This is a genomic window from Streptomyces sp. LARHCF249 (assembly GCF_052871255.1).
Map to the genome: position 1 here is coordinate 205,154 of NZ_JBIXJQ010000010.1, position 25,677 is coordinate 230,830.

Annotated in this window: 29 protein-coding genes; 14 read left to right on the forward strand and 15 right to left on the reverse strand. The window is 72.5% G+C overall.

Annotated features, from left to right (window positions below):
- Positions 1 to 122: 122 nt before the first annotated feature.
- Positions 123 to 1,406, reverse strand: coding sequence for an MFS transporter (locus tag ACIPUC_RS27575; RefSeq protein ID WP_446592892.1), 1,284 nt, complete (start codon positions 1,404 to 1,406; stop codon positions 123 to 125).
- A gap of 98 nt (positions 1,407 to 1,504) precedes the next feature.
- On the opposite strand from ACIPUC_RS27575, the gene ACIPUC_RS27580 reads away from it, so the two are divergent.
- A complete protein-coding gene (locus tag ACIPUC_RS27580) occupies positions 1,505 to 2,431 on the forward strand; it encodes a LysR family transcriptional regulator (protein ID WP_446592894.1) in 927 nt (308 codons plus the stop codon).
- Here ACIPUC_RS27580 and ACIPUC_RS27585 read toward each other — a convergent pair.
- Entirely contained in the window at positions 2,382 to 3,431 is a 1,050-nt protein-coding gene (locus ACIPUC_RS27585; protein ID WP_446592896.1) for a LuxR C-terminal-related transcriptional regulator, read from the reverse strand. The genes ACIPUC_RS27580 and ACIPUC_RS27585 overlap by 50 nt on opposite strands.
- Before the next feature lie 138 nt (positions 3,432 to 3,569).
- Here ACIPUC_RS27585 and ACIPUC_RS27590 point away from each other — a divergent pair, with 138 nt between their 5' ends.
- Positions 3,570 to 4,850, forward strand: a complete 1,281-nt coding sequence (locus tag ACIPUC_RS27590; RefSeq protein ID WP_446592898.1) for an ATP-grasp domain-containing protein — start codon at positions 3,570 to 3,572, stop codon at positions 4,848 to 4,850.
- Here the strand turns inward: ACIPUC_RS27590 and ACIPUC_RS27595 are convergent.
- Together ACIPUC_RS27595 and ACIPUC_RS27600 are read right to left on the reverse strand one after the other, a co-directional pair.
- On the reverse strand, positions 4,829 to 5,197 hold the full coding sequence (locus ACIPUC_RS27595) for a cupin domain-containing protein (protein WP_446592900.1): 369 nt from the start codon (positions 5,195 to 5,197) through the stop codon (positions 4,829 to 4,831). The two genes, ACIPUC_RS27590 and ACIPUC_RS27595, sit on opposite strands and share 22 nt — an antisense overlap.
- A 68-nt stretch (positions 5,198 to 5,265) precedes the next feature.
- Entirely contained in the window at positions 5,266 to 5,991 is a 726-nt protein-coding gene (locus ACIPUC_RS27600; RefSeq protein WP_446592902.1) for an alpha/beta hydrolase, read from the reverse strand.
- Positions 5,992 to 6,104: 113 nt separating this feature from the next.
- On the opposite strand from ACIPUC_RS27600, the gene ACIPUC_RS27605 reads away from it, so the two are divergent.
- The 3 genes from ACIPUC_RS27605 (at position 6,105) to ACIPUC_RS27615 (ending at position 8,567) form a co-directional block, all read left to right on the forward strand.
- The gene (locus tag ACIPUC_RS27605; RefSeq protein ID WP_446592904.1) at positions 6,105 to 7,253 is read left to right on the forward strand and encodes an adenosine deaminase; all 1,149 of its coding nucleotides are present in this window, start codon (positions 6,105 to 6,107) and stop codon (positions 7,251 to 7,253) included.
- Positions 7,254 to 7,392: 139 nt separating this feature from the next.
- A complete protein-coding gene (locus tag ACIPUC_RS27610) occupies positions 7,393 to 7,641 on the forward strand; it encodes a hypothetical protein (protein ID WP_446592906.1) in 249 nt (82 codons plus the stop codon).
- A gap of 158 nt (positions 7,642 to 7,799) precedes the next feature.
- Entirely contained in the window at positions 7,800 to 8,567 is a 768-nt protein-coding gene (locus ACIPUC_RS27615) for a hypothetical protein (RefSeq protein WP_446592908.1), read from the forward strand.
- Positions 8,568 to 8,577: 10 nt separating this feature from the next.
- Here ACIPUC_RS27615 and ACIPUC_RS27620 read toward each other — a convergent pair whose 3' ends face one another.
- From ACIPUC_RS27620 to ACIPUC_RS27630, 3 genes are all read right to left on the reverse strand, one after another.
- Positions 8,578 to 8,778: a PspC domain-containing protein gene (locus ACIPUC_RS27620; protein WP_446592910.1), complete on the reverse strand. Its 201-nt coding sequence runs from the start codon at positions 8,776 to 8,778 to the stop codon at positions 8,578 to 8,580.
- Between the two features lie 38 nt (positions 8,779 to 8,816).
- A complete protein-coding gene (locus tag ACIPUC_RS27625; RefSeq protein WP_446592912.1) occupies positions 8,817 to 9,389 on the reverse strand; it encodes a VanZ family protein in 573 nt (190 codons plus the stop codon).
- A gap of 90 nt (positions 9,390 to 9,479) precedes the next feature.
- The gene (locus ACIPUC_RS27630) at positions 9,480 to 10,124 is read right to left on the reverse strand and encodes a PH domain-containing protein (protein WP_446592913.1); all 645 of its coding nucleotides are present in this window, start codon (positions 10,122 to 10,124) and stop codon (positions 9,480 to 9,482) included.
- Positions 10,125 to 10,348: 224 nt separating this feature from the next.
- On the opposite strand from ACIPUC_RS27630, the gene deoC reads away from it, so the two are divergent.
- The 3 genes from deoC to ACIPUC_RS27645 are packed head-to-tail and all read left to right on the forward strand — an operon-like array spanning position 10,349 to position 13,642.
- Positions 10,349 to 11,311 carry a deoxyribose-phosphate aldolase gene (gene deoC / locus ACIPUC_RS27635; RefSeq protein ID WP_446593062.1) on the forward strand — a complete coding sequence of 321 codons (963 nt, stop codon included), beginning with the start codon at positions 10,349 to 10,351 and terminating at the stop codon, positions 11,309 to 11,311.
- Between the two features lie 5 nt (positions 11,312 to 11,316).
- Positions 11,317 to 12,753 carry an aldehyde dehydrogenase family protein gene (locus ACIPUC_RS27640; protein WP_446592915.1) on the forward strand — a complete coding sequence of 479 codons (1,437 nt, stop codon included), beginning with the start codon at positions 11,317 to 11,319 and terminating at the stop codon, positions 12,751 to 12,753.
- Positions 12,746 to 13,642 carry an aldehyde dehydrogenase family protein gene (locus ACIPUC_RS27645; protein WP_446592917.1) on the forward strand — a complete coding sequence of 299 codons (897 nt, stop codon included), beginning with the start codon at positions 12,746 to 12,748 and terminating at the stop codon, positions 13,640 to 13,642. Before ACIPUC_RS27640 ends, ACIPUC_RS27645 begins: the two co-directional genes overlap by 8 nt.
- A gap of 92 nt (positions 13,643 to 13,734) precedes the next feature.
- Here the strand turns inward: ACIPUC_RS27645 and ACIPUC_RS27650 are convergent, their stop codons facing one another.
- Positions 13,735 to 14,079, reverse strand: a complete 345-nt coding sequence (locus ACIPUC_RS27650; protein ID WP_446592919.1) for a hypothetical protein — start codon at positions 14,077 to 14,079, stop codon at positions 13,735 to 13,737.
- A gap of 53 nt (positions 14,080 to 14,132) precedes the next feature.
- Between ACIPUC_RS27650 and ACIPUC_RS27655 the strand changes: the two genes are divergently transcribed.
- Entirely contained in the window at positions 14,133 to 14,831 is a 699-nt protein-coding gene (locus tag ACIPUC_RS27655) for a uridine kinase family protein (protein WP_446593064.1), read from the forward strand.
- A gap of 130 nt (positions 14,832 to 14,961) precedes the next feature.
- On the opposite strand, the gene ACIPUC_RS27660 is transcribed toward ACIPUC_RS27655, so the two are convergent.
- Positions 14,962 to 15,657 (reverse strand): SigE family RNA polymerase sigma factor, encoded by a 696-nt coding sequence (locus ACIPUC_RS27660; RefSeq protein WP_446592921.1) that lies wholly within the window; start codon positions 15,655 to 15,657, stop codon positions 14,962 to 14,964.
- Positions 15,658 to 15,851: 194 nt separating this feature from the next.
- On the opposite strand from ACIPUC_RS27660, the gene afsQ1 reads away from it, so the two are divergent.
- The 3 genes from afsQ1 to ACIPUC_RS27675 are packed head-to-tail and all read left to right on the forward strand — an operon-like array spanning position 15,852 to position 18,617.
- A complete protein-coding gene (gene afsQ1 / locus ACIPUC_RS27665; RefSeq protein ID WP_446592922.1) occupies positions 15,852 to 16,529 on the forward strand; it encodes a two-component system response regulator AfsQ1 in 678 nt (225 codons plus the stop codon).
- Entirely contained in the window at positions 16,526 to 18,010 is a 1,485-nt protein-coding gene (locus ACIPUC_RS27670) for an ATP-binding protein (protein ID WP_446592924.1), read from the forward strand. Before afsQ1 ends, ACIPUC_RS27670 begins: the two co-directional genes overlap by 4 nt.
- Positions 17,994 to 18,617: a hypothetical protein gene (locus ACIPUC_RS27675; RefSeq protein WP_446592925.1), complete on the forward strand. Its 624-nt coding sequence runs from the start codon at positions 17,994 to 17,996 to the stop codon at positions 18,615 to 18,617. Before ACIPUC_RS27670 ends, ACIPUC_RS27675 begins: the two co-directional genes overlap by 17 nt.
- 32 nt (positions 18,618 to 18,649) lie before the next feature.
- Here ACIPUC_RS27675 and ACIPUC_RS27680 read toward each other — a convergent pair whose 3' ends face one another.
- The 6 genes from ACIPUC_RS27680 to ACIPUC_RS27705 all read right to left on the reverse strand — a co-directional run bounded on the left by ACIPUC_RS27680 (position 18,650) and on the right by ACIPUC_RS27705 (position 22,854).
- The gene (locus ACIPUC_RS27680) at positions 18,650 to 18,961 is read right to left on the reverse strand and encodes a hypothetical protein (protein ID WP_446592927.1); all 312 of its coding nucleotides are present in this window, start codon (positions 18,959 to 18,961) and stop codon (positions 18,650 to 18,652) included.
- Entirely contained in the window at positions 18,933 to 19,511 is a 579-nt protein-coding gene (locus ACIPUC_RS27685; RefSeq protein ID WP_446592929.1) for an RNA polymerase sigma factor, read from the reverse strand. Before ACIPUC_RS27685 ends, ACIPUC_RS27680 begins: the two co-directional genes overlap by 29 nt.
- On the reverse strand, positions 19,504 to 19,596 hold the full coding sequence (locus ACIPUC_RS27690; protein WP_355114858.1) for an LPXTG cell wall anchor domain-containing protein: 93 nt from the start codon (positions 19,594 to 19,596) through the stop codon (positions 19,504 to 19,506). The genes ACIPUC_RS27685 and ACIPUC_RS27690 overlap by 8 nt, the downstream gene beginning before the upstream one ends.
- 196 nt (positions 19,597 to 19,792) lie before the next feature.
- A complete protein-coding gene (locus ACIPUC_RS27695) occupies positions 19,793 to 21,439 on the reverse strand; it encodes a phospho-sugar mutase (protein ID WP_446592930.1) in 1,647 nt (548 codons plus the stop codon).
- Positions 21,440 to 21,489: 50 nt separating this feature from the next.
- Entirely contained in the window at positions 21,490 to 22,296 is an 807-nt protein-coding gene (locus ACIPUC_RS27700; RefSeq protein ID WP_446592932.1) for a purine-nucleoside phosphorylase, read from the reverse strand.
- A 120-nt stretch (positions 22,297 to 22,416) separates the two neighbouring features.
- Positions 22,417 to 22,854 carry a gamma-glutamylcyclotransferase gene (locus tag ACIPUC_RS27705; RefSeq protein ID WP_446592934.1) on the reverse strand — a complete coding sequence of 146 codons (438 nt, stop codon included), beginning with the start codon at positions 22,852 to 22,854 and terminating at the stop codon, positions 22,417 to 22,419.
- Positions 22,855 to 23,065: 211 nt separating this feature from the next.
- Between ACIPUC_RS27705 and ACIPUC_RS27710 the strand changes: the two genes are divergently transcribed.
- Together ACIPUC_RS27710 and ACIPUC_RS27715 are read left to right on the forward strand one after the other, a co-directional pair.
- Positions 23,066 to 24,505: an NAD(P)H-quinone dehydrogenase gene (locus ACIPUC_RS27710; protein WP_446592936.1), complete on the forward strand. Its 1,440-nt coding sequence runs from the start codon at positions 23,066 to 23,068 to the stop codon at positions 24,503 to 24,505.
- Between the two features lie 211 nt (positions 24,506 to 24,716).
- On the forward strand, positions 24,717 to 25,634 hold the full coding sequence (locus ACIPUC_RS27715) for a DeoR/GlpR family DNA-binding transcription regulator (RefSeq protein WP_446593065.1): 918 nt from the start codon (positions 24,717 to 24,719) through the stop codon (positions 25,632 to 25,634).
- The last annotated feature ends 43 nt before the right edge of the window (positions 25,635 to 25,677 follow it).

Below are 25,677 nucleotides of genomic sequence, written 5' to 3' on the forward strand. Positions count from 1 at the left end.
CGTCCGCCTCCCCATGAACCCTCCCCATTGCGCCCCACATCTGCTCTCCGTGTTGAATGCCCGGAAAACCGATGCGAGTTGCCTGCGGGGGAGACGTATTTTCCGGATTCCGGACGGTTCCCTCAGCGCGCGGCCGCGGCCGAAGCCGGCATGCGCCGCTGCGCGCGGGCCGCGTGGGACCCGTACAGCGTGATCGAGACGACGCCGAGCACGGCCAGCAGCGCGATGCCCACCGTGGCCGCCCACCCCGCCGAGTGGTAGGCGAGGGCGCCCAGGGTGCCGCCCGCGCTGGAGCCCAGGTAGTACGCGGACTGGTAGAGCGCGGAGGCCTGCGCCCGGCCCGTCCGCGCCGTCCGGCTCACGGCGGCGGAGGCGACCGCGTGCCCGGCGAAGAAGCCCGCCGTGATCAGGACCAGCCCGAGCAGGATCGCGGCCAGGGACTCGGACAGCGACAGCAGCAGCCCCAGCGCGGTGGTGGTCACGGCCAGGTACAGCGCGCCGCGCCGCCCCATCCGGGCCACGAGCTGCCCGGCCGCCGCGGAGGAGGCCGTACCCACCAGGTAGATGAGGAAGACCGACCCGACCACGCCCTGCCCGAGCGAGAACGGCTCGCCCACCAGCCGGTAGCCGATGACCGTGTACACGGCGCCGAAGACGGTCATGAACAGCGCGCCGATCCCGTACAGCCGCAGCAGCAGCGGATCGCGCAGGTGACCGGCGACGGTACGCCCCACCGCACGCGGGTTCAGCGACGCCGGGCGGAAGAACCGCGCCCGGGGCAGCAGCACCAGGAAGGCCGCCGCGAAGGCCAGCGACATCAGCCCGACGGTCAGCAGGCCCGCCCGCCAGCCGCCGAGCTGCGCTCCCCAGCCGGTGACGAGGCGGCCGCTCATGCCGCCGATGGAGTTGCCCGCCACGAACAGCCCGATCGCCCCGACCAGGGCCTTCGGCCGGACCTCCTCCGCCAGGTACGCCATCGCGGAGGCCGGGATCCCGGCGATCGCCGCGCCCTGGACGGCCCGCAGGGCCACCAGCCACTCCAGGTTCGGCGCGAAGGGCACCAGCAGGCCGATGCCCACGGCCACGACCATCGACCACGTCATCATCCGGGTGCGCCCGAACCGCTCGGACAGCGCGCTGAGGGGCAGCACGAACAGGGCGAGCGCGCCGGTGGCCGCGGACACCGTCCAACTGGCCTGACCCGCCGTCACCCCGAACCCGTCGGAGATCGCGGGCAGCAGCGCCTGGGTGGAGTAGAGGAGGGCGAAGGTGGCGAGTCCGGCGGCGAAGAGCGCGAGGCTCATCCGGCGGTAGCCGGGGCGGCCGGGGGAGCGGGGTTCGGGCTGCGGAAACGACGGGGTGGAGGCACCCGTGGTGACGGGTGCCCCGGTATGAACGGGAGGCATACGTCGAAGGTAGGCCGGTGTTTTTGATGCGTCCAATGCACAGAATCGAGATAATCGATCCACTCACGCATCAGCACAGCTCAGGGCGGCGCACGTCGATGAACCGTTACGAAGAAGACATGGCCGTGACACGTCTGCTGGCCCCGCGCCTGGCGTACTTCGCGGCCGTCGCCCGGCACGAGCACGTCACCCGCGCCGCCCACGAACTGGGCGTTCCCCAGTCGACGTTGTCGCGGGCCATGGTCCGCCTCGAACAGGACCTCGGCGTCTCGCTGTTCGCCCGCAAGGGCCGCACCGTCGCCCTCACCACCGCGGGCCGGACCTTCCTGGCGTCCGCCGAACAGGCTCTGGACGGCATCGCCCGCGCCGCCGAATCCGTCCAGCAGGACGCCGACCCGGCCTTCGGCAAGGTCGCGTTCGGCTTCCTGCACACCCTGGGCCCCGAGACCGTACCCGGCCTCATCCGCGCCTTCCGCGCCGACCACCCGCGCGTGCGCTTCTCGCTCGTGCAGAACTACGGCGAGGCCATGCTGGAGCGGCTGCGCGCCGGCGAGCTCGACCTCTGCCTCACCTCACCGCTGCCCGACGCCCCCGACCTGGTCGCCCGCCGCCTCGACGAACAGCGTCTGCGCCTGGTCGTACCCGACGACCACCGCCTCGCCGGCCGCAAGCGCATCCGCCTCGCCGAGGCCGCCGAGGAAACGTTCGTCACCCTGGAGTCCGGCTACGGCCTGCGCCGCATCACCGACGACCTGTGCGCCGAGGCCGGCTTCACCCCCCGCGTCGCCTTCGAGGGCGAGGAGGCCGAGACCCTGCGCGGCCTGGTCGCCGCCGGCCTCGGCGTGGCCCTGCTGCCGCCGCCCGCCGTGGCCCGCCCGGGCGTCGTCGAGCTGACGGTGACCGCTCCGCGCGCCGTCCGCGAGATCGGCCTCGCCTGGCTCGACGGCCACCCCGACACCCCGCCGGTGGCGGAGTTCAAGCGCTTCCTGCTGTCCCGCCGGGGAGCCCTGATCCCCGAGCTCTAGCCGGCGCGGTCGGCATCGCAGGCGGCCCCAGCAAGTACCCGGCCTGGAAGCGGGACTTCGCCCCGACGGCCCGCATGATCTCCGCGATGTGCCGCTGGCACGTCCGCTCGGACATGCCCAGCCTGCGCGCGATCACCTTGTCCTCCAGCCCCTCCGACAGCAACCGCACGATGGTCTGCCGCAGCTCGTCCGAGATCGACCGGGCCGCCTCCGGGCTCACCGTCGTCGGGAACGGCTCCGCTCCCAGCCAGGACCGCTCGAAGGCCGCCGTCATGAAGTGCACGACGTTCGGCTCGCGCACCACCAGCGCCGCCCCGCTGCGGTCCGGCACCGCCATCAGGCCCGTGTGGCCGTCGAAGACCAGCATCCGCATCAGCCCGTCGCCCAGCGTCCGCACCTGCGCGCCCAGCGCCGTCACCCGCTCGACGTACGCCGCCGTGGGCCGCGAGTACCGCGCCGTGTGCTGGTAGATGGTCCGCATCCGGACCCCGCGCGACAGCAGCGACTCGTCGCGCCCGATGGACTCCTCCAGCGTCTCCAGCGGCCGTCCCCCGCCCGGCTGCGAGGTCAGCAGCTCCCGCTCGCACGCCGCGACGAGCTCCGCGATCAGCCCCCGTACCGCGCCGAGGTCCGTCACCAGCTCCAGGCGCCCCGAACCGCTCAGGTCCCGGTGCGCGGTCCCCGCCTCGTACGCCGGCACCAGAGCCTCCAGCCGCCCCCGCAGCCGGTCCATCTCGTCGTGGGTCTCCCGTACGAGCAGGGCCAGCGGGGCCAGCGCACGCGCCGCCGCCGCCCGGGGCGCGACGGCGCTCCACCGGTCGGGCCCGCCGCCGGGCGCCCGCTGCAGCAGGTGTGCGGCGGCCAGTTCGGTGATCGCGGCGGCCGCGCGCACGCCCAGGGCCCCGGTGGCCTCGGACACGTCAAAGGCGTGCCGCTCGACGGCGTACGCGTAGAGGCGCCGGGCCGCGGGGCTCAGTTCTTCGGCTTGATCGGCTGGCATATGCCTATTCGTCCCGGCCTGTATCTGTTCGTAAACCCCTCGTATTCCCGCAAGGCGGCAAGACGACCCCTGTCAGGCGGCTATCGGCATATGCCGAAGCGGGCACAGTGGCTGCACGGCGTGAGGGGGGAGCGCGGTATGCGGCAGGGACGCGGTCACGAGTGGGCCCGAGAAGGGCGCGAGCCCGTGGCCGTCCTGCTGAGCCCGCGACCCGCCGTGGTGGCGGCCGCCCGCCGTGCGGGCGCCCGCACCGTGGTGGTCGCGCCGGGTCCATCGGTGCCATCCGACCGTGAGGGGGCGGAGCGGCGGGTACGGACGGACTGGCGCGACCACCGGCACCTCGTCGGGGCCGTCGGCCGGATCGAGGCGGTGCGCCACGGCCGCGCCGCCGTCTTCGGTTTCGACGCCGCCGGAGCCCTCGCCGCCGCCCGCGCCAACGAGGAACTGGGCCTGCCCGGCACCCCCACCGCGGCCGTCACCGCCCTCATGGACAAAGCCGCGCTGCGGGCCCGCTCCAACACGCTGCACCCCGGCCGGCCCGTCTCCTTCGCGCGCTGCGGACGCGCCGAGACGCTCCCGTTCGTCGCCACCCTCATCGGCTACCCCTGCGTCATCAAGCCCCGGGCGGGCGCCGACGGCGAAGGGGTCCGGCTCGTCCACGACGAAGCCGGGGCGCGGGCCGCCGCCCAGGGCTACCCCGAGGTCACCGACCTCCTCGTCGAGGAGTACCTCGAAGGCCCGGAGCTCACCGTCGCGGCCCTCTCCCGCGAGGGCCGCCACCGCGTCCTGGGCTGGTCCCGCCGGCTCACCGGACCCCGCCTCACCGCCACCGGCCACGACCTGCCCGTCTCCCTGGATCCGCCGACCGCGCAGGCCGTACGGGCCTTCGTACGCGCGGTCCTCGACCTCGCCGGACACCATGACGGCCCCTCCCACACGGAGGTCATCCTCACCGCGCACGGGCCCCGCCTCGTCGAGGCGCACGCCCGCCCGGGCAGCGAGGAGTTCAGCCGCCTGCTGCGGGCCGCCCACGGCACCGACGTGCTCGGCCTCGCGCTCGCCGCCGGGCTGGGCCTGCCCGCCCTGGGGGCACCCCCAGCGGTAGCTGGGGGAGTGCGCAGCCCGCGCGCCGCGTACGCCGGGCTGCGGTACGTGGACTTCCCGCCCGGCCTCGGCCCGGGCGGGGTCCGGCAGGGGGTCACGGCGGCGCGGGCCGTGCCGGGGGTGGTCCGGGTCCAGCTGGAGATCCCGGTGGGCGCGACGGTCCTCCGCGCCCCGACGGGCGGCCTGCACCACGCGTACGTCCTGGCCACCGCCCCGACGGCGGGCGCGCTGGCCCGCACCCTGGACCGGGCCGCCGGTCTGATGCGGCCCCTGGACCGCGACCGGCGGATCCGTCAGCCGGAGGGCTTCGCGTAGTCGGCGAAGCCGGTCCAGTCCAGCGTCACGCAGGGCTCGTCGCCCAGGACCCAGGCGTTGTGCCCGGGAGGCACCCGCATGTAGTCGCCGGGGCCGAACTCGGCGCTCTCCCCGTCGTCCATGACGACCTTGATGCGGCCGCTCACCACGTACCCGGTGTGATCGGCCCGGCAGCTGTCCGTCCCGGCCAGCGGCTTGACGTGCTCCGACCACTTCCAGCCCGGCTCGAAGGTGGAGCGCCCGACACCGGTGCCGCTCGTCTCCAGCAGGTCCAGCCGGCCCTTGCCGTCGGCAAACGGCCGCGTCTCGTCGGGCTGGTCGAAGCTCCTGGACACCATTCCGGCCATGATCCATCGCCTCCGGGAGGGAATAACGCCCCGAGTCCACTCCTCACGTTACGCGCGACGGCCGCGCCTCACCGCCGGAGCGCGCGCCCGAACCCCGAGGCCAGCGGCATCCGCAGGCCCAGCGGCGGGGGAGCGGCCAGGGCGTCGGTCACCGGCCGCGAGTACCGTCCCGAGCACACCGCGCCGAGGACGAAGTCCACGGCCAGCGCGACGACTTCCGGCTGGTGCTCGCGCAGCCCGTGCCCGTCCGAGTGGACCTCGAACCGGCACGTGGAACGATTCGCCTTCTTGGCCCGGGCCGCCAGCTGAAACGATGCCTCCGGGTCGCTGCGCGCGTCGTTCGTGCCGTGCACGATCAGCACCTGCCGGCCCGACAGCTGCTTCACCGGTTCGGGCGAGTCGGTCACGGCCGCCGCCTCTTCCAGGCAAGGGGCCAGCGACACGACCGAGTTGACGGCGTCGTGGCCGGCCGCCCGCAGCGCGGCCAAGCCGCCCTCGCCGTACCCGGCCAGGCATACGGGCACGTCTCCGTAGCGCCGTACCGCCTCGTCCGCCGCCCACCCCGCCTGCTCCTCGCGGGAGGCGTCCCCGCCGTGGATGACGGTGTGCGCGACCAGCCCCTCCGTCCCGCCCGCCCGGGCCAGCGCCCGCCCGAGCGGGCGCAGCGGACCGGGGGAGAATCTGGAGGCTCCGGGAAGCAGGAGCACCACACCACTGACCGTCGACCCCAAGCCGTTCGCGCCGGCTGCCCGCCCCAGGCGGGCCCCGCGCGCCGGCGGCGCATGCTGTGCCATGGCGGAACAGTCTCAGACCCCGAGGTGTACGACATCCGTCTCTGCGGTCTCTGTTACATATCGGCGCTCGCGGCCGTCGCCCGCTCTACGCGCGTAGGAGCTAGAGTGCCCAGATGACGAGCGAGACCCCCAACCTGCCGACCCCGGATCAGATCCGCCGCTCCCCGAAGGTGCTCCTGCACGATCACCTCGACGGTGGACTGCGTCCCGGGACCATCATCGAGCTGGCCCGCGAGGCCGGCTACGAGAACCTTCCCGAGACCGACGCCGACAAGCTCGGCATCTGGTTCCGGGAAGCCGCCGACTCCGGCTCCCTCCCGCGCTACCTGGAGACCTTCGCGCACACCTGCGCGGTCATGCAGACGAAGGAGGCCCTCTTCCGGGTCGCCGCCGAGTGCGCCGAGGACCTGGCCGAGGACGGCGTCGTGTACGCCGAGATCCGCTACGCGCCCGAGCAACACCTGGAAGCCGGCCTGACACTCGAAGAGGTCGTCGAGGCCGTCAACGACGGCTTCCGCGAGGGCGAGCGGCGCGCGAAGGCCAACGGCCACCGCATCCGCATCGGCGCCCTGCTGACCGCGATGCGCCACGCGGCCCGCGCGCTGGAGATCGCGGAGCTGGCCAACCGCTACCGCGACAACGGCGTGGTCGGCTTCGACATCGCCGGCGCCGAGGCCGGGTTCCCCCCCACCCGCCACCTCGACGCCTTCGAGTACCTCAAGCGCGAGAACAACCACTTCACGATCCACGCGGGCGAGGCCTTCGGCCTGCCGTCGATCTGGCAGGCCCTGCAGTGGTGCGGCGCCGACCGCCTCGGTCACGGCGTGAAGATCATCGACGACATCGAGGTCGCCGAGGACGGCTCGGTGACGCTGGGCCGCCTGGCCTCGTACGTCCGGGACAAGCGCATCCCCCTGGAGATGTGCCCGACCTCGAACCTGCAGACGGCCGCGGCCGCCTCGTACGCCGAGCACCCGATCGGTCTGCTGCGCAAGCTGCACTTCAGGCTCACGGTCAACACCGACAACCGCCTGATGAGCGGCACCAGCATGAGCCGCGAGTTCGAGCACCTCGTGGACACCTTCGGCTACACGCTGGACGACATGCAGTGGTTCACCGTCAATGCGATGAAGTCCGCGTTCATTCCTTTCGATGAACGACTGGCCATGATCAATGAGGTCATCAAGCCCGGTTATGCGGAGCTGAAGTCGGAGTGGCTGTTCCAGCAGACCGCTTCCACCAGCGGTTCCGTCTCGGCTTAGGCCACGGCATGACGTACTGAAAGGGTCCGGGAGGAGCAATTCCCGGACCCTTTCTCATATTTACGGATGTTTGCGGGCGGGGGTTTGAAGTGACTAGTTTGCGGAGCCGCTCAATTCCCCGTCGCAAGGACACGTTTTCATGAAGCAGTCAGCTGCCAAGATCCTCGGTACCGCCGCTCTCGGTGCCGCCTTCGCCGCCGTCGCCGCCGGTACCGCCTCGGCCGTTCCGGCCGTCGGTCTCGCCGACACGCTGGGCACGGCCACCGGTGCGCTCCAGGGTGTCACCAGCCCGCAGCAGATGAACTCGGAGGAGGGCGGCCAGCCGAGCGACCCCACCGCCGCGGTCACCGGCCTGCTGGGCCCGGTCACCGGAGCCCTCAACGGCTGACGCTGTTGCGATGCGAACACGCCCGCGGCGGTCGCACATCCCTGCTACGGGGTGTGTGTGCCGCCGTGCGGTGTGTCACGATCGCCACCAACTGCCACTGAAATCCGCGTGGGGGCACCTCCCAGCGGTAGCTGGGGGAGAGGTCCTTGATCATGCGCATGAAGGTACGAGCGACCGTGGTCGCGCTGGTCCCCGCCCTGCTGCTCGCGGCGGTCGGATGCGGCGGTGGGAACAGTCCCGACGGCACCCCGCCGGGCAAGGGCCCGGACCCCAAGGGCTCCGCGAGCCAGGCCTCCGGAGCGCCCGGCGCCCCCGCCGAGACCGCCCCCGGCGGATCCGCCGCGCCCAAGACCGGCGGCAGCAAGGCGGAGCGGTCCGCGCTGGAACAGGGCGACCTGCCCGGCTACGCGATCTCGGCGCAGGGCAAGAACCCCAACGCGCCGGACGGCCAGCCGCAAGCCGACAAGAAGTCCTGTCAGCCGCTCGCCGACATCATGGGCGACAAGCCGGACCCGGCCGCGCGCGAGACCGTCAACCGGGGCGTCGGCTCCCAGAAGCAGGTCGGACTCGCCGTCTCCGCCTCCGTCAGCTCCTACGCCGTGAGCGATGCCAAGGCGCTGATCGCCCGCCTCAAGGCCGCCGTGCCCGCGTGCGGGACGGGCTTCACCGCCACGGTCGAGAAGCAGAGCGGAAGCTACCGCGACGTGCGGGCCGCCGCATACCGCACGAGCGGCGACGAGAGCGTCAGCTGGACCACGACCGCGGCCGCCCAGGGCGTCTCGGCCCAGGTCCACCTGGTCGTCGTGCGCGAGGGCGACACCATCGTGCGGCTGATGGCCCTCAACGTGGCCGCGGCCGGGCAGAAGACGCAGGTGCCGCAGGAGGTCGCCGACAAGCAGCTGGAAAAGGTCCGGCGGGCCGGCTGACCGGGCGGGCCTACCAGGCGGTGGAGGCGGACTTCTCGTTCGGCAGGAGCAGCCACAGCGCCAGGTAGATCAGGAACTGCGGGCCGGGCAGCAGGCACGAGACGACGAATATGACGCGCATCGTATTGGCGGACATTCCGAAACGCCGGGCCAGTCCGGCGCAGACGCCGCCGATCCAACGACCGTCACGGGGGCGGACAAGGGCGCTCATGGGGTTCTCCTTCATCGGGATCGCTCTCTTGCGATGCCTCAATACTCGCGGGGAACCGCCGAAAGAACCTCGGTCCACGGACCGAGCCCGACCCTGGTAATTCTCGGGGTGGGCCCCTGATAAGCGGTACGTGAGCGCCGCAGCCGGGCGCGCAGCGCCGGTACGACGGCCGCGTGCGCGAGCACCACGCCGACGGTGTTCAGCAGGACCGAGTCCACGTCGACCACCTGGCCCGGCACGGCGGTCTGGAGCATCTCGATGCACACCGAGACCAGTGCGCCCGCGGCCGCGGTCCGGGCCAGCGAGGACCACGCGGACAGCGCCGACGGCGCGAGCCGTCCGCTGACCAGCGGCAGCAGCACCCCCAGCGGGGCCAGCAGCGCCAGCCCCTCGCCGATCCGGCGGGCGGCCTCCAGCGGCCCGTAGGCGAGGTCGGCCCGGATCCCCTCCAGCGGGGCCAGATTCGCGGCCGCGGCCCAGGGCACGTCCAGTGGTCGAAGCGTCAGCCAGCCGACGACCAGGAGGTGGGCGGCCAGCAGGGCCAGGCCCAGGAGCCGGAACCGGGGATGAATGGCGGTGGCGGCGCTGCCGCCGGCCTCATGACGCTGCACACCTGCGAGGACGCACCGGCCGGTAGCGGCGGTTCCGCCACGGAAGGGGTGTGGCGGGGAGCACGTACGAGGACGCGTGCGGCGGTGGGGTCAGCCCGTGGCGAGGAGCACGATCAACAGCAGGGCGCCGGCCGCGGCGGGCGCGATGATCTCGTACGACCACTGCACGCGCACGCTGCCCTGGGCGCCGGCCCGCGAGGCGCCGCGCTCGGCCAGCTCCCGCAGTTCGTCCACGACCTTGTCGGCGCCGGCCCGCTGCGGCCCGGCCGGTGCGGCCGGCTGCTCGGCCCCGGCGGAGGACATGCCCCGGCCGGTGAGCCCGCCGCGGCGGCTCAGCCGGCCACGGCTCGCCTTCTTCCGCTCCCGCAGTGAGACGGGGACGGACCAGAGCTGGTACTTCGAGCCCTCGGCCAGCACCTCCGCCGAGTACCCGGCACGCACCGCGTCCACGGCGGCCCAGGGCAGCTCGACGATCCGGAAGGGGTTCCGTACGCGCATCCGGTCGTCATTGGCGAAGACGGCGGGGCGGATCGTGAAGGCCACGATCAGCGGCACCACGCACAGCGCCAGCGCCAGGGCGACCCACGGGGTGTTCCCGGAGCCGCGCACCACCGCGTCCCCGCACAGCCACGCGGTCAGTGCGAGCAGCAGCACCCCGGTGACCACGGCCGAGGAGGAGCGGTAGACCCGGTCGTCGTACACCGGCTCGTCGGCCGGTGGCTGCTGGCTGCTCATGCGGTCGATTCTGCCCCACGCCGTCTCGGCCCACGAGATCGGCGTACGGAAACGGGGTCGCCGGGCCGGCGGCCGCCGGCGGTCCCGCCGCCGCAGGTGGGGGCGCGCAGCTCCGGACGCGCGGTGCCGGCGCCGCGGAGGTGTCGATTCCGCACCGGAAGCGGTCGAATCCGGGGGAGGGGGTGACAGGTCGCTACGCGCGTAGATATGCTCATGTGGTGACCATGCCCACCACCCTCACCGCATTCGCTGACGTGACGACGTCCGACAGTGCGCTGCGCCGCTTCCTGCACGGGCTGCCCGGCGTCGACGCAGTCGGACTGGAGGCCCGCGCGGCCGCCCTCGGCACCCGCTCGATCAAGACGACGGCCAAGGCGTACGCCATCGATCTGGCCATCTCGATGATCGACCTGACGACGCTGGAAGGCGCGGACACCCCGGGCAAGGTCCGGGCGCTCTCCGCCAAGGCCGTCAACCCCGATCCGACCGACCGTACGACGCCCATGACCGCCGCGGTCTGCGTGTACCCCGACATGGTGGCCACCGCGAAGGCCGCCCTGAACGGCGCCGACGTCAAGGTGGCCTCCGTCGCGACCGCCTTCCCGGCCGGCCGCGCCGCGCTGCCCGTCAAGCTCGCCGACACCCGTGACGCCGTCGCCGCCGGCGCCGACGAGATCGACATGGTCATCGACCGTGGCGCCTTCCTCGCCGGCCGCTACCTCGACACGTACGAGCTGATCAAGGCCGTCAAGGAGGCCTGCGTCCGCCCCGACGGCACCGCGGCCCGCCTCAAGGTCATCTTCGAGACCGGCGAGCTGTCGACGTACGACAACATCCGCCGCGCCTCCTGGATCGGCATGCTCGCGGGCGCCGACTTCATCAAGACGTCGACGGGCAAGGTGGGTGTCAACGCCACCCCCGCCAACACGCTGCTCATGCTCGAAGCCGTCCGCGACTTCAAGGCGCAGACTGGAATCCAGATCGGCGTGAAGCCGGCCGGCGGCATCCGGACCACCAAGGACGCGATCAAGTTCCTGGTCCTGGTCAACGAGACCGCGGGTGAGGACTGGCTGACCAACCACTGGTTCCGCTTCGGCGCCTCCAGCCTGCTCAACGACCTGTTGATGCAGCGCCAGAAGCTGAGCACCGGCCGTTACTCCGGTCCCGACTACGTGACGGTGGACTGATCACCATGGCATCTGTATTCGAATACGCACCGGCTCCCGAGTCCCGCTCGGTCGTCGACATCGCCCCCTCCTACGGGCTCTTCATCGACGGCGAGTTCACCGACGCCGCCGACGGCAAGGTCTTCAAGACCGTCTCGCCGAGCAGCGAGGAGGTGCTGGCCGAGGTCGCGCAGGCGGGTGCCGCCGACGTGGACCGCGCCGTCCGGGCCGCCCGCAAGGCCTTCGAGAAGTGGTCCGCGCTGCCCGGCTCCGAGCGCGCCAAGTACCTCTTCCGCATCGCCCGGATCATCCAGGAGCGCAGCCGCGAGCTCGCCGTCCTGGAGACCCTGGACAACGGCAAGCCGATCAAGGAGACCCGCGACGCGGACCTCCCGCTGGTCGCCGCGCACTTCTTCTACTACGCGGGCTGGGCCGACAAGCTCGACCACGCGGGCTACGGCCCGAACCCGCGCCCGCTGGGCGTGGCCGGTCAGGTCATCCCGTGGAACTTCCCGCTCCTGATGCTCGCGTGGAAGATCGCCCCGGCGCTCGCCACCGGCAACACGGTCGTCCTGAAGCCCGCCGAGACCACTCCGCTGTCGGCGCTGTTCTTCGCGGACATCTGCCGCCAGGCCGGCCTGCCCAAGGGCGTCGTCAACATCCTGACCGGGTACGGCGACGCGGGCGCGGCCCTCGTCGAGCACCCCGACGTCAACAAGGTCGCCTTCACCGGCTCGACCGCGGTGGGCAAGAAGATCGCCCGCCACGTCGCCGGCACCGACAAGAAGGTCACCCTGGAGCTGGGCGGCAAGGGCGCCAACATCGTCTTCGACGACGCCCCCATCGACCAGGCCGTCGAGGGCATCGTCACCGGCATCTTCTTCAACCAGGGCCAGGTCTGCTGCGCCGGATCCCGCCTCCTCGTCCAGGAGTCGATCCACGACGAGCTGCTGGACAGCCTGAAGCGACGGCTGTCGACCCTCCGCCTGGGCGACCCGCTCGACAAGAACACCGACATCGGCGCGATCAACTCCGCCGAGCAGCTCGCCCGGATCACCGCGCTCGCGGAGACCGGCGAGGCCGAGGGCGCCGAACGCTGGTCCCCGGCGTGCGAGCTGCCGTCCGCCGGCTACTGGTTCGCCCCGACGCTCTTCACGAACGTCACCCAGGCGCACACCGTCGCCCGCGACGAGATCTTCGGCCCGGTGCTGTCGGTGCTGACCTTCCGCACCCCGGACGAGGCCGTCGCCAAGGCCAACAACAGCCAGTACGGCCTGTCCGCCGGCATCTGGACGGAGAAGGGCTCGCGCATCCTGGCGGTCGCGAACAAGCTCCGCGCCGGCGTGGTCTGGGCCAACACGTTCAACAAGTTCGACCCGACCTCGCCCTTCGGCGGCTACAAGGAGTCGGGCTTCGGCCGCGAGGGCGGCCGCCACGGCCTGGAGGGCTACCTCGATGTCTGAGTCGTCGACCCGTCTGAACGTCTTCAAGACCTACAAGCTGTACGTCGGGGGCAAGTTCCCCCGCTCCGAGAGCGGCCGGGTGTACGAGGTGACCGACTCCAAGGGCAACTGGCTGGCCAACGCACCCCTGTCCTCCCGCAAGGACGCGCGTGACGCGGTCGTCGCGGCCCGCAAGGCCTTCGGCGGCTGGTCGGGCGCCACCGCCTACAACCGCGGGCAGATCCTCTACCGCATCGCGGAGATGCTCGAGGGCCGCCGCGACCAGTTCGTCCGCGAGGTCGGCGAAGCGGAGGGCCTGTCCAAGTCGAAGGCCGGCGCCGTCGTGGACGCGGCCATCGACCGCTGGGTCTGGTACGCGGGCTGGACCGACAAGATCGGCCAGATCGTCGGCGGGGCGAACCCCGTCGCGGGCCCGTTCTTCAACCTCTCCACCCCCGAGCCGACCGGCGTCGTCACGGTCCTCGCCCCGCAGGACTCGTCCTTCCTGGGCCTGGTCTCGGTGATCGCCCCGGTGATCGCCACCGGCAACACCGTCGTCGTGATCGCCTCGGAGAAGTCCCCGCTGCCCGCCCTGTCCCTGGGCGAGGTACTGGCGACCTCCGACCTGCCCGGCGGCGTGGTCAACATCCTGTCCGGCAAGGCCGGCGAGATGGGCCCGCACCTGGCGTCGCACCAGGACGTCAACGCGATCGACCTGGCGGGCGCCGACACCGCGCTGGCCAAGGAGCTGGAGATCGCGGCGGCGGACAACCTCAAGCGCGTTCTCCGTCCACAGCCTGTGGACGACTGGACCGCGGACCCGGGCACGCACCGCATGACGGCGTTCCTGGAGACCAAGACGGTCTGGCACCCGACGGGTTCGCTGGGCTCGGGCGGGTCCTCGTACTAAGAAGGCCCCCGCGAACCGGAAGACCCCCGGGAAGGCCCCGGCAGCGTCCCGCGCTGCCGGGGCCTTCCCGTACCCGCATGCGGGCCGGGCCCCTAGCCGGGCAGGACCGGCCCGAGCAGCGAGCCGACGGCCGCGGTGGGCAGCTCGCCCACGGAGGGCCCCTGCGTCAGGACCCCCGTGACCATGCCGGTGCCGACGGCCGGGAAGTCCGCGACCTTGGTGGCGATGCCGTTGTCCAGCGGGTCCACGCCGGTGTGGGCCAACGGGTTCACCTTGAGGTTCGCGATCGGGTCGGTGACCCCGGCCAGCGCCGCCGGGACATCGAGCTCGCCTGCCTGGGCGCCGCCCGCCGCCATCGCGAGCGCGGCGCCCGCCATCGAGAGGGTGAGTCCTGCGGAGCGCAGCGCGGAGCTGTGCGGAGCTGCGTGACGTGCCATGGGTTCCCGCCTGTGGTCGTAGTCGCGTGCACACGCAGCGTAGTTGACGTGTGATCCTGGATACCAACCGGCCACCGGAGGGATCCCCTACAGGGGTTAATGCTTCAGACTGGTGTCCCGTGAGCTGTTCTTCTCCCCTGCCGACGCGCGTCGTGCTGCTGACCGGGCCCTCGGGGTCCGGCAAGTCCTCGCTGGCGGCCCGTTCGGGTCTGCCCGTGCTGCGCCTGGACGACTTCTACAAGGAGGGGGGCGACCCGACCCTTCCGCTGGTGGAGGGGAGCTCGGACATCGACTGGGACTCCCCGCTCTCCTGGGACGCGGACACCGCTGTCGCGGCGATCGAGGAGCTGTGCGCGGCGGGCCGTACCGACGTCCCCGTCTACGACATCGCGACGTCCTCCCGGACCGGGACGGAGGCGCTGGACATCTCCCGGACGCCGCTGTTCATCGCGGAGGGCATCTTCGCGGCCGACATCGTCGCCCGGTGCCAGGAGCTGGGGCTGCTCGCCGACGCGATCTGCCTGCGGGGCCGGCCCTCGACGACGTTCCGGCGGCGGCTCGTGCGGGATGTGCGCGAGGGGCGCAAGTCGGTGCTGTTCCTGCTGCGCAGGGGGTACCGGCTGATGCGGGCCGAGCGGGGCATCGTGGCCCGGCACACCGCGCTCGGTGCGCACGCCTGCGGCCGCGACGAGGCCCTCGGCCGCCTGGCCGCCGCCGCGGCGGGCCGCCACCGCACGGCGACCCCGGCCTAGGCCCGACACCGCTGAACCCGCGGACGCGAAAGGGCGGGATCAGTCGGACCCCCGGCCGACTGATCCCGCCCTTTCCCCCCGCATGGCCACCGCCCCACCCCCGTAGGACGGCCCCCCGGCCGTTGGTCTGTCAGGCGACGAGTTCCCCGAAGGACTCCGCCTCGTCGGCGCCGAAGCTCAGCGCCTCGTCCTCCCGCAGGCGCCGCAGCGAGCGCCAGATGCTCGACTTCACCGTGCCGACGCTGATCCCGAGGATCTCCGCGATCTCCGGGTCCGTGCGGCCCTCGTAGTACCGCAGCACCAGCATCGTGCGCTGCGGCTCCGGGATCCGGGCCAGCGCCTGCCACAGCACCGCGCGCAGCTCCGTACCGCGCATCGCGTCGGTGTCCGAGGCCGTCTCCGGCAGTTCCTCCGTCGGGTACTCGTTCAGCTTCCGCCGGCGCCACGCACTGATGTGCAGGTTCGTCATCGTGCGGCGCAGGTACCCGCCCACGGCCGCCTTGTCGGTGATCCGGTCCCAGGCGCGGTACGTGGAGAACAGCGCGCTCTGCAGCAGGTCCTCGGCCTCGTGGCGGTCGCCGGTGAGGTGGAAGGCCGTCGCGTACAGGGCGGCCCGGCGCTCCTGGACGTACGCCGTGAACTCCGCCTCGGACGCGGAGGACGGGGTGCGCTGTGCGGGAACCGCCTGGTACTGCTTCGCGTCAATGGCTACGACGTGTGCCGGCCGGGGCCGGGATACCGCGACGCCACGGACACCCGCCCGGCGGTTCACATCGTGCAGCCGCGTGACAACCGCGCTGGTGGTGGTGCTGTGCAGCGTGTTCATCTCGCGCCCCCCGTCGTGGAGTCTGCTTCGGTCCGTTGCTGTGCTTCGGTTGTTGGTAGAAGCCTGCCCGGCCGACTTAACCGGGGTGTCCGCCGACTGTCACAGCCCTGTCACAGCGACCTCCGGCAGGGCCCCGCCGGATCCGGTGCCCCCGCCGGTCGAACTCCCGACTGCCGATGGGACAGAATGAGCCCGTGCCTTTCCTGTTGCTGATCGAGGACGACGACGCCATCCGCACGGCCCTCGAACTCTCCCTGTCTCGCCAGGGCCACCGTGTGGCCACCGCGGCGACGGGCGAGGACGGCCTGAAACTGCTGCGCGAGCAGCGGCCGGATCTGATCGTGCTGGACGTGATGCTGCCCGGGATCGACGGCTTCGAGGTGTGCCGGCGGATCCGCCGCACCGACCAGCTGCCGATCATCCTGCTCACCGCGCGCAATGACGACATCGACGTCGTCGTCGGCCTGGAGTCCGGGGCCGACGACTACGTGGTCAAGCCCGTCCAGGGGCGGGTCCTCGACGCCCGCATCCGGGCCGTGCTGCGCCGCGGCGAGCGCGAGTCCAGCGACTCGGCGAGCTTCGGCTCCCTGGTCATCGACCGCGCCGCCATGACGGTGACGAAGAACGGCGAGGACCTCCAGCTCACGCCGACCGAGCTGCGGCTGCTGCTGGAGCTGAGCCGCCGTCCAGGGCAGGCGCTCTCCCGCCAGCAGTTGCTCCGCCTGGTCTGGGAGCACGACTACCTCGGCGACTCGCGGCTGGTGGACGCCTGCGTGCAGCGGCTGCGCGCCAAGGTCGAGGACGTGCCGTCCTCGCCCACCCTGATCCGGACCGTCCGCGGCGTCGGCTACCGCCTGGACTCCCCGCAGTGATCCCGGCGCTGCTCGCGGGCCGGCGCTGGACCAGCCTGCGGCTGCGGCTCCTCATCGTGTTCGCCCTGGTCGCGCTGACGGCCGCGGTCTCCGCTTCGGGGATCGCGTACTGGCTCAACCGGGAGGCGGTGCTCACCCGTACCCAGGACGCGGCCCTGGGCGACTTCCGGCAGGAGATGCAGAACCGGGCCGCGGCGCTGCCCGCCGACCCGACGGCGCAGGAGATCCAGCGCACCGCGGAGCTGATGGCGGCCAGCAGCCCCGGCTACAGCGTGCTGCTGGTGCAGGAGGGCAAGGACGGCCAGGTCTCCGGAGCGGCCGGTCCCGACGCCTTCGGCCTGGGCGACGTACCGAAGTCCCTGCGGGACGCGGTCGACGACCGGCAGAAGACGACGGCGGCGAACGACGCCGAATACCACATGTACTGGCAGCGGACGAAGCCCGGCGGCAATCCGTACCTCGTCGGCGGGACGCGGATCGTGGGCGGCGGGCTCACCGGCTACATGTACAAGTCGCTCGCGCAGGAGCGGGACGACCTGAACGCGCTGGCCTGGTCGCTGACGATCGCGACGGGCCTGGCGCTGCTGGGTTCCGCGCTGCTGGCGCAGGCCGCGGCCCGTACGGTGCTCAAGCCCGTGCAGCGGCTGGGCGACGCGGCGCGGCGGCTCGGCGAGGGCGAACTCGACCACCGGCTGGACGTGTCGGGGACGGACGAGCTCGCGGACCTGGCGCACACCTTCAACAAGACGGCCGAGGCGCTGGAGAAGAAGGTCGCCGACATGAGCGCGCGCGAGGAGTCGAGCCGGCGCTTCGTCGCGGACATGTCGCACGAACTGCGCACGCCGCTGACGGCGTTGACGGCGGTCGCCGAGGTGCTGGAGGAGGAGGTCGACGACCTCGATCCGATGATCGCACCGGCGGTGGCGCTGGTCGTCAGCGAGACCCGGCGCCTCAACGACCTGGTGGAGAACCTGATGGAGGTCACCCGCTTCGACGCGGGAACGGCCCGGCTGGTGCTGGACGACGTGGACGTCGCCGACCAGGTCACGGCGTGCATCGACGCGCGGGCCTGGCTGGACGCGGTCGAACTCGACGCCGAGCGGGGCATCGTGGCGCGGCTCGACCCGCGCCGCCTCGACGTGATCCTGGCCAACCTGATCGGCAACGCCCTCAAGCACGGCGGCTCGCCGGTGCGGGTCAAGGTGGTCGTGGAGGGGGAATGGCTGGTGATCGCGGTGCAGGACAACGGTCCGGGCATTCCGGAGGACGTCCTGCCGCACGTCTTCGACCGGTTCTACAAGGCGAGCGCCTCGCGGCCGAAGTCGGACGGGAGCGGGCTGGGCCTGTCGATCGCCGTGGAGAACGCGCACATCCACGGCGGCGACATCACCGCCGCCAACGCGCCGGGCGGCGGGGCGCTGTTCACGTTGCGGCTGCCGGTGGACGTGGGGAAGGTGATCGCGGGTGACCAGGACGCGTAGGACCCTGTCGGTGGGCGGGGCGCTGCTGGCCCTGTCGGCCGTGTCCGGGTGCGGGATCAGGGCGACGACCGTGCCGGTGGACGTGGGCGCGGCGCCCTCGCGGGTGTCGTGCGACACCCCGGCGCAGCCGACCGGGCAGAGCGGTGTGCAGGGGTTCCGGGCCACGGTGGAACTGGTCTGCGGAGCGCAGCTGGTGGGCGTGGAACGGGTGGTGCCGGTACCGGAGAAGCGGCCGCTGCGGGACCCGGTGGCCCTGGTCGTGCAGGCGCTGCTGGAGGTGCTCGAGAAGACGCCGTCCGGGGAGGAGCGGGACGCCGGGTTCACCACCGGGGTGCCGACGGGGCTCACGGCGGGAGCGGCCAGGCCGGGTGATCCGGCGGGCACGGTGCGGCTGAGCCGCAAGCCGGAGGACCTGCCGCCCGTGGCCCTGTCGCAGATCGTGTGCACGCTGGCGGGCAGCGAAGCGGTGTCGGCGGGGCCGGGACCGGTGGTCCTGGGCGGCCCGGACGCGGACCCGCCGCGGGCGTGGGAGTGCACGGACGCGGTCCGCTCCCGGCCGGAGTCGGTGCCGACGCTGGGCGAGATCGTCCGCCCGACTCCTTCGTGACGCGCCGGCCTCCGGCCGGGCCGGAGCCCCTGCTACCGCGGGACCGGTCCGGCCGTCCGCTCTTCGTGGTCCCGGTCCGCGACGGCCAGCGTGCACCGGCCGTCCTCGCAGGTGCGCTGCAGGCGGCCCCGCGAGACGGTCTGCACCAGGCCGACGGCCCAGCACATCGGGCAGCCGCGCAGGGCCAGCACGCCGACCGGCAGGAGCAGCAGGCTGACCGGGCCGGCGGCCGGGATGAGCGCGACCGAGCCGATCAGGCTGCCGAAGCCGACCACGCCCCGCACCAGGTGGCGGGGCAGGGAAGAACTCGCGAAGTCAGGGCCGTCGGCCCGGGGGGTCCTCATGGGCATCTCCAGACGCAGGTTCGGGCGTGGCACGGAGGGACTGCTGCACCGCGGTGCGGGCGCGGTGCAGACGCGATTTCATCGCGGCGGTACTGAGGCCGAGCGCCTCGGCGACCATGCGCCCGCTGTGGCCCTGGATGTCCCGCATGATCAGTACGCGGCGCTGCTCGGCCGGCAGAGCGGCGACGGCGGCCGCCACCCTGCCCGCCTCGATGCGCTCCAGAACCACGTCCTCGGCCGAGCGCACGGCGGTATCCGGCAGCGCTGCGCCGACCCGCACCGCCCGCGCGCGCCGCAGGCACTCGTTGCGGACGATGCGGAACATCCACGACGCCAGCGCGCCGGACGCCCGGAGCATCCCGATCTTGCGATAGAGGATGATCAGGGCTTCCTGGGCCGCGTCCTCGGCGTCCTCGGGCGTGGCGCACAGCGAGCGGGCGAACCGCTGGACGTTCGGGTGCGAACCCGACACCAGTGCGGTGATCGAATCGACGTCGCCGCGCTGGGCGGCGACGATCAGCTGCTCACCGGGCCAGGACGGGTCAGCCACGGGCTTGCTTCCGCTTGCGCAGGACGAAGTAGCTGCACGTGCAGAGCAGCACGGCGCCGGCGGCGATGGCGATACCCACGATCATGAAGACCTCCTGTTTCCCGGCCGACGTTCGTCGGCACATGTATAGGAGGCGGGCGGCCGCCGAAAGGATTCGGCCCGCGCCCGGAAAAGTTGACCGCGCCCTCGGAGCGCCGCAGGCGCCGCGCGCATGCAGACAGCCGAAGGCCCCCCGAGCCGGAGCTCGGGGGGCCGGGGGACGGAGTGCGGCGCCGGACGGATCAGATGCCGGCGGCTGCCGCGAGGTCCTTCTTGATCGCGTCCAGGATCTCCTGGCCGCGCGCGCGGGCCGGCGCGAGGTCGGAGGCCTCGGCCACCGGGACCACGACCTCCAGGTAGCACTTCAGCTTCGGCTCCGTGCCCGACGGCCGCACGATCACACGGGCCTTGTACGCGCCGTCCAGGTAGTACCGCAGGCCGTCCGTCGGCGGGAGCGACTCCGTGCCCCGCGCCAGGTCCTCAGCAGAGACCACCCGCAGCCCCGCCAGGGACACCGGCGGCTCCGCCCGCAGTGCCGCCATCGCCGAGGCGATGACCGACAGGTCCGAGACGCGGACCGACAGCTGGTCGGTGGCGTGCAGGCCGTGGGCCATCGCCAGGTCGTCCAGCAGGTCGGTCAGGGTACGGCCCTGCTCCTTGAGCTCCGAGGCCAGCTCGGCCACGAGCAGCGCGGCGGTCACGCCGTCCTTGTCGCGGACGCCCTCGGGGTCCACGCAGTAGCCGAGCGCCTCCTCGTACCCGTAGCGCAGGCCCTGCACGCGGGCGATCCACTTGAAGCCCGTCAGGGTCTCCTCGTAGCCGACGCCCGCCGCCTCCGCGATCCGGCCCAGGAGGCTGGAGGAGACGATGGACTCCGCGAAGACGCCCTGCGCGCCCTTGTGCACCAGGTGGGCCGCGAGCAGCGCGCCGACCTCGTCGCCGCGCAGCATCCGCCAGCCGCCGTTGTCGGGAACCGCCACCGCGCAGCGGTCCGCGTCCGGGTCGTTGGCGATCACGATGTCCGGGCGGACCTCGGCGGCCTTCGCGAAGGCCAGGTCCATCGCGCCCGGCTCCTCCGGGTTGGGGAACGCCACCGTCGGGAAGGCCGGGTCCGGCTCCGCCTGCTCGGCGACGAGCACCGGCTCGGGGAAGCCGTGCCGGGCGAAGGCCGCCATGACGACCTCCTTGCCGACGCCGTGCATGGCCGTGTAGACGGTCCGCACGCCGCGGGGGGAGCCAGGGGTCAGGACCGAGTCCGTACGCGCCAGGTAGGCCTCCAGGACCTCCTCGTCGAGCTGCAGCCAGCCGTCCGCCGGGCGGGGTACGGAGGCGAGCGTCTCGACGCGGGCGATGTGCCCCGCGATCTCGGCGTCCGCCGGGGAGACGATCTGCGAGCCGTCGCCGAGGTAGACCTTGTAGCCGTTGTCCCGGGGCGGGTTGTGGCTCGCGGTCACCTCGACGCCGGCGACGGCGCCCAGGTGCCTTATGGCGTACGCGAGGACGGGCGTCGGCAGCGGTCGGGGCAGGACGGCCGCACGCAGCCCGGCGCCGGTCATCACGGCCGCGGTGTCGCGGGCGAAGTCGGCCGACTTGTAGCGCGCGTCGTAGCCGACGACGACCAGGCCGCCGTCGTGGCCCTGGGCCTTCAGGTAGGCCGCGAGGCCCGCCGCGGCCCGGATGACCACGGAGCGGTTCATCCGCATCGGGCCCGCGCCGATCTCGCCGCGCAGCCCGGCGGTGCCGAACTGCAGCGTGCCGGAGAACCGGTCCGCGAGCTCCGCGGTGTCGCCCGCCTCGATGAGCGCGGCGAGCTCGGCCGCCGTCTCCGGGTCCGGGTCCTCCGCCAGCCAGGCCTGCGCCCGGGTGATCAGGTCGTCCTGTTCCTGCACTACTTCCGCCTTGTCTCTCGTACGGTGCCGGTGCCCGTGCCTGTGCCGTCTCAGATGCGGGCGAGGACCTGGGTCAGCAGCTTGCCCATGCGCGCGGCCGAGTCACGGCCGGCCTGGAGCACCTCTTCGTGGTTCAGCGGCTCGCCGGAGATGCCCGCCGCCAGGTTGGTGACCAGGGAGATGCCCAGCACCTCGGCGCCGGCCTCACGGGCGGCGATGGCCTCGAGCACGGTGGACATGCCGACCAGGTCGGCGCCCATGACGCGGATCATGTTGATCTCGGCCGGGGTCTCGTAGTGCGGGCCGGGGAACTGCACGTAGACGCCCTCTTCGAGGGTCTCGTCGATGTCCTTGCACATCGCCCGCAGGCGCGGCGAGTACAGGTCGGTGAGGTCCACGAAGTTCGCGCCGACGATCGGCGAGGTGGCCGTCAGGTTGAGGTGGTCGCTGATCAGGACCGGCTGGCCGGGCTTCATGCCCTCGCGCAGACCGCCGCAGCCGTTGGTGAGGACGACGGTCTTGCAGCCGGCGGCGACGGCGGTGCGCACGCCGTGGGCGACGGCGGCGACGCCGCGGCCCTCGTAGTAGTGGGTCCGGCCGAGGAAGAGCAGCGCGCGCTTGTCCCCGATCTTGTACGAGCGGATCTTGCCGCCGTGGCCCTCGACGGCGGGCGGCGGGAAGCCGGGCAGATCGGTGACCGGGAACTCCGCCTCGGGGGCGCCGAGCGCCTCTGCGGCGGGGGCCCAGCCGGAGCCCATGACGAGGGCGACATCGTGGGATTCCACGCCGGTCAGCTCGCGGAGGCGGGCGGCTGCGGCGTCGGCGGCGGCGAAGGGGTCGGTAACAGATGCGTTCACGCGGAAGAGCGTAACCGCTCATTGCCTACGCGCGTAGATGGCACAGCTCACGGTGTTCGGATCGTTGCCTTGTCGTTTCCGCCGAATCGTCCCCGGGCGCGGCCGCCGCGCCGGAACCGCTCAGCAGGGCCGCTTGCGGAGCTCCATCACGTAGTCGTGCGGAGCGCCCGCGGACTCGGCGGCGTCGGCGATCTCGCCCAGGTAGCGCGCCGAGGGCAGGCCGCCCTCGTAGCCGTTGAGGACGTACACCCAGGCCGCCTCCTCGCCGTCCAGCGTGTGCACGCGCACCCGCATCCGGCGGTAGATGTCGAGCCCGACGCCCTCCCAGCGGTCCATCGAGTCCTCGTCGAGCGGCGCGATGTCGTACAGGGCGACGAAGACCTGGTGGCGCGGGGCTTCGACGATCGTCACGAGCGCGCCCTCCCAGCCCATCTGCTCGCCGCCGAAGGTCAGCCGCCAGTCGTTGATCCAGCCCGTGCCGCGCAGCGGCGAATGGGGTGCGCGGCGCGTCATCAGCCGCGGGTCGAGGTTGCCGGCGTACGCGGCGTAGAGCGACATGAGGTCGAGGGTACGGGAGGGGCGGCGGTGGCCGCGCTCCCGGCCGTCCCCGGAGCCCCGTACACGCGGCTGCCGTCCCGGATGGCGGGACCGTGCGCGAAGCACCTTGAAGCGTGCGGGACAATGGGGCACGGAATGCATCCCCCGGGGAGACCCCCCGGAACACCGGCCGGGGCGGCAGCCGGCCGGGTAGACGTGAGGCGGACTTTTCGTGACCCGGATCGTGATCATCGGCGGCGGACCCGGCGGGTATGAGGCGGCCCTGGTGGGGGCCCAGCTCGGCGCGGAGGTGACCGTCGTGGACTGCGACGGTCTGGGCGGGGCCTCGGTCCTGACCGACTGCGTACCTTCCAAGACCCTCATCGCGACCGCCGAGGTCATGACGACCTTCGACTCGTCGTACGAGGAGCTCGGCATCGTCGTCGCGGACGACACCCCGCACATCGAGCAGGCCGCGCGCGTCGTCGGCGTGGACCTCGGAAAGGTGAACCGGCGCGTCAAGCGCCTCGCCCTCGCCCAGTCGCACGACATCACCGCCTCCGTCACCCGCGCCGGGGCCCGTGTCGTACGGGGCCGCGCCAAACTGGGCGGCCCGCAGGGCATCGACGGCACCCGCGACGTCATCGTCACGGCCGCGGACGGCACCGAGACGATCCTGACCGCCGAGGCCGTGCTGATCGCGACCGGCGGCCACCCCCGCGAGATCCCGGACGCGCAGCCCGACGGCGAGCGCATCCTGAACTGGACCCAGGTCTACGACCTGGACGAGCTCCCCGAGGAGCTCATCGTGGTGGGCTCCGGCGTCACCGGCGCCGAGTTCGCCGGTGCGTACCAGGCCCTCGGCTCCCGGGTCACGCTGGTCTCCTCCCGCGACCGCGTGCTGCCGGGCGAGGACCCCGACGCGGCCGCCGTCCTGGAGGACGTGTTCCGGCGCCGCGGCATGAACGTCATCGGCCGCTCCCGCGCCGAGTCCGCCAAGCGCGTCGGCGACCGGGTCGAGGTCACGCTCTCGGACGGCCGGGTGCTGACCGGCACGCACTGCCTGATGGCGGTCGGCGCGATCCCGAACACCAAGGACATGAACCTGGAGGAGTCCGGGGTCCGGCTCAAGGACTCCGGGCACATCTGGACGGACAAGGTCTCGCGCACGTCCGCGCCCGGCGTGTACGCCGCGGGTGACGTCACCGGCATCTTCGCGCTGGCCTCCGTCGCGGCCATGCAGGGCCGCATCGCGATGTACCACTTCCTGGGCGACGCGGTGGCCCCGCTGAACCTCAAGACGGTGTCCTCGAACGTCTTCACCGACCCCGAGATCGCGACCGTGGGCTACACCCAGGCCGATGTGGACGCCGGCAAGATCGACGCCCGCGTGGTGAAGCTGCCGCTGCTGCGCAACCCGCGCGCCAAGATGCAGGGCATCCGGGACGGCTTCGTGAAGCTGTTCTGCCGCCCGGGCACCGGGATCGTGGTGGGCGGTGTGGTGGTCTCCCCGCGCGCGAGCGAGCTGATCCACCCCATCTCGATCGCGGTCGACAACAACCTGACGGTCGAGCAGATCGCAAACGCGTTCACCGTGTACCCCTCCTTGTCGGGTTCGATCGCCGAGGTGGCCCGTCAGCTGCACACGCGGAAGGCCGGCGGAGAGGGCTGATCTGCCCCAACCGCCCCGTGCGGCAACGGGGTTGGGGCGGTACGGGGCCGTGTCGCGTGATGTTCACCCAGGCCTCGGGCCGCGTATACCACTAGTCGCCCCGCGATATGGACAACTTCGGTATTCCGGCGCAAGGAGCTGAAAGTAGACGGTCGTTGGGGTTACTGTCAGTTTCGTGTTCGCTGCAGAACGTCGCCAATTGATCCTCGAAATGGTGCGGGCCAACGGAGCGGTCTCGCTCCGTGAGCTCGCCCGCGTCGTCCAGACCTCCGAAGTGACCGTACGGCGGGACGTGCGGGCACTGGAGGCAGAAGGACTCCTCGACCGCCGGCACGGCGGTGCGGTGCTGCCGGGCGGTTTCACCCGTGAATCCGGCTTTCCGCAAAAGTCCCACCTCGCGACGGCGGAGAAGACCGCCATCGCCGATGTCGCGGCCTCCCTCGTCGAAGAGGGCGAGGCCGTCGTCGTCGGTGCGGGCACCACGACCCAGGAGCTGGCCCGCCGGCTCGCCCGGGTGCCCGGCCTGACCGTCGTGACCAACTCCCTCCTGGTCGCCCAGGCGCTGGCCCATGCCAACCGGGTCGAAGTCGTCATGACGGGCGGCACCCTGCGCGGCTCCAACTACGCCCTCGTGGGCAGCGGCGCCGAGCAGTCCCTCCAGGGGCTCCGGGTCTCCCGGGCCTTCCTGTCGGGCAGCGGCCTCACGGCCGAGCGCGGCCTGTCGACGTCCAACATGCTGTCGGCGAGCGTCGACCGGGCGCTCGTCCAGGCCGCGGCGGAGGTGGTCGTCCTCGCGGACCACACGAAGCTCGGCACGGACACCATGTTCCAGACGGTGCCGACGGACGTGATGACCCGCCTGGTCACCGACGAGCCCCCACCTCACGACGACCGCGCGGCGACGGAACTCCAGGCCCTCGCCGACCAGGGCGTCCAGATCACGGTGGCGGGCGCCGGCGCGGCATCCGGCGGCGCCGACGGCATGGGCGCCCGCCGCCCCCGCCGCGACACCCCCCTCCCGGTCCAGCGCCGGGGCGGTCCGACGGCCCAACTGCGCAGTGCGCCTGCCGGGCTGCTGGAGCAGCAGGCCGGGGAGCGGGCCCGCGTCGCGGACATGCGGCGCCGGTAAGGCTCTGCGGGGCCGCCCCGAACGCCTGTGGGGCTGGAATGGC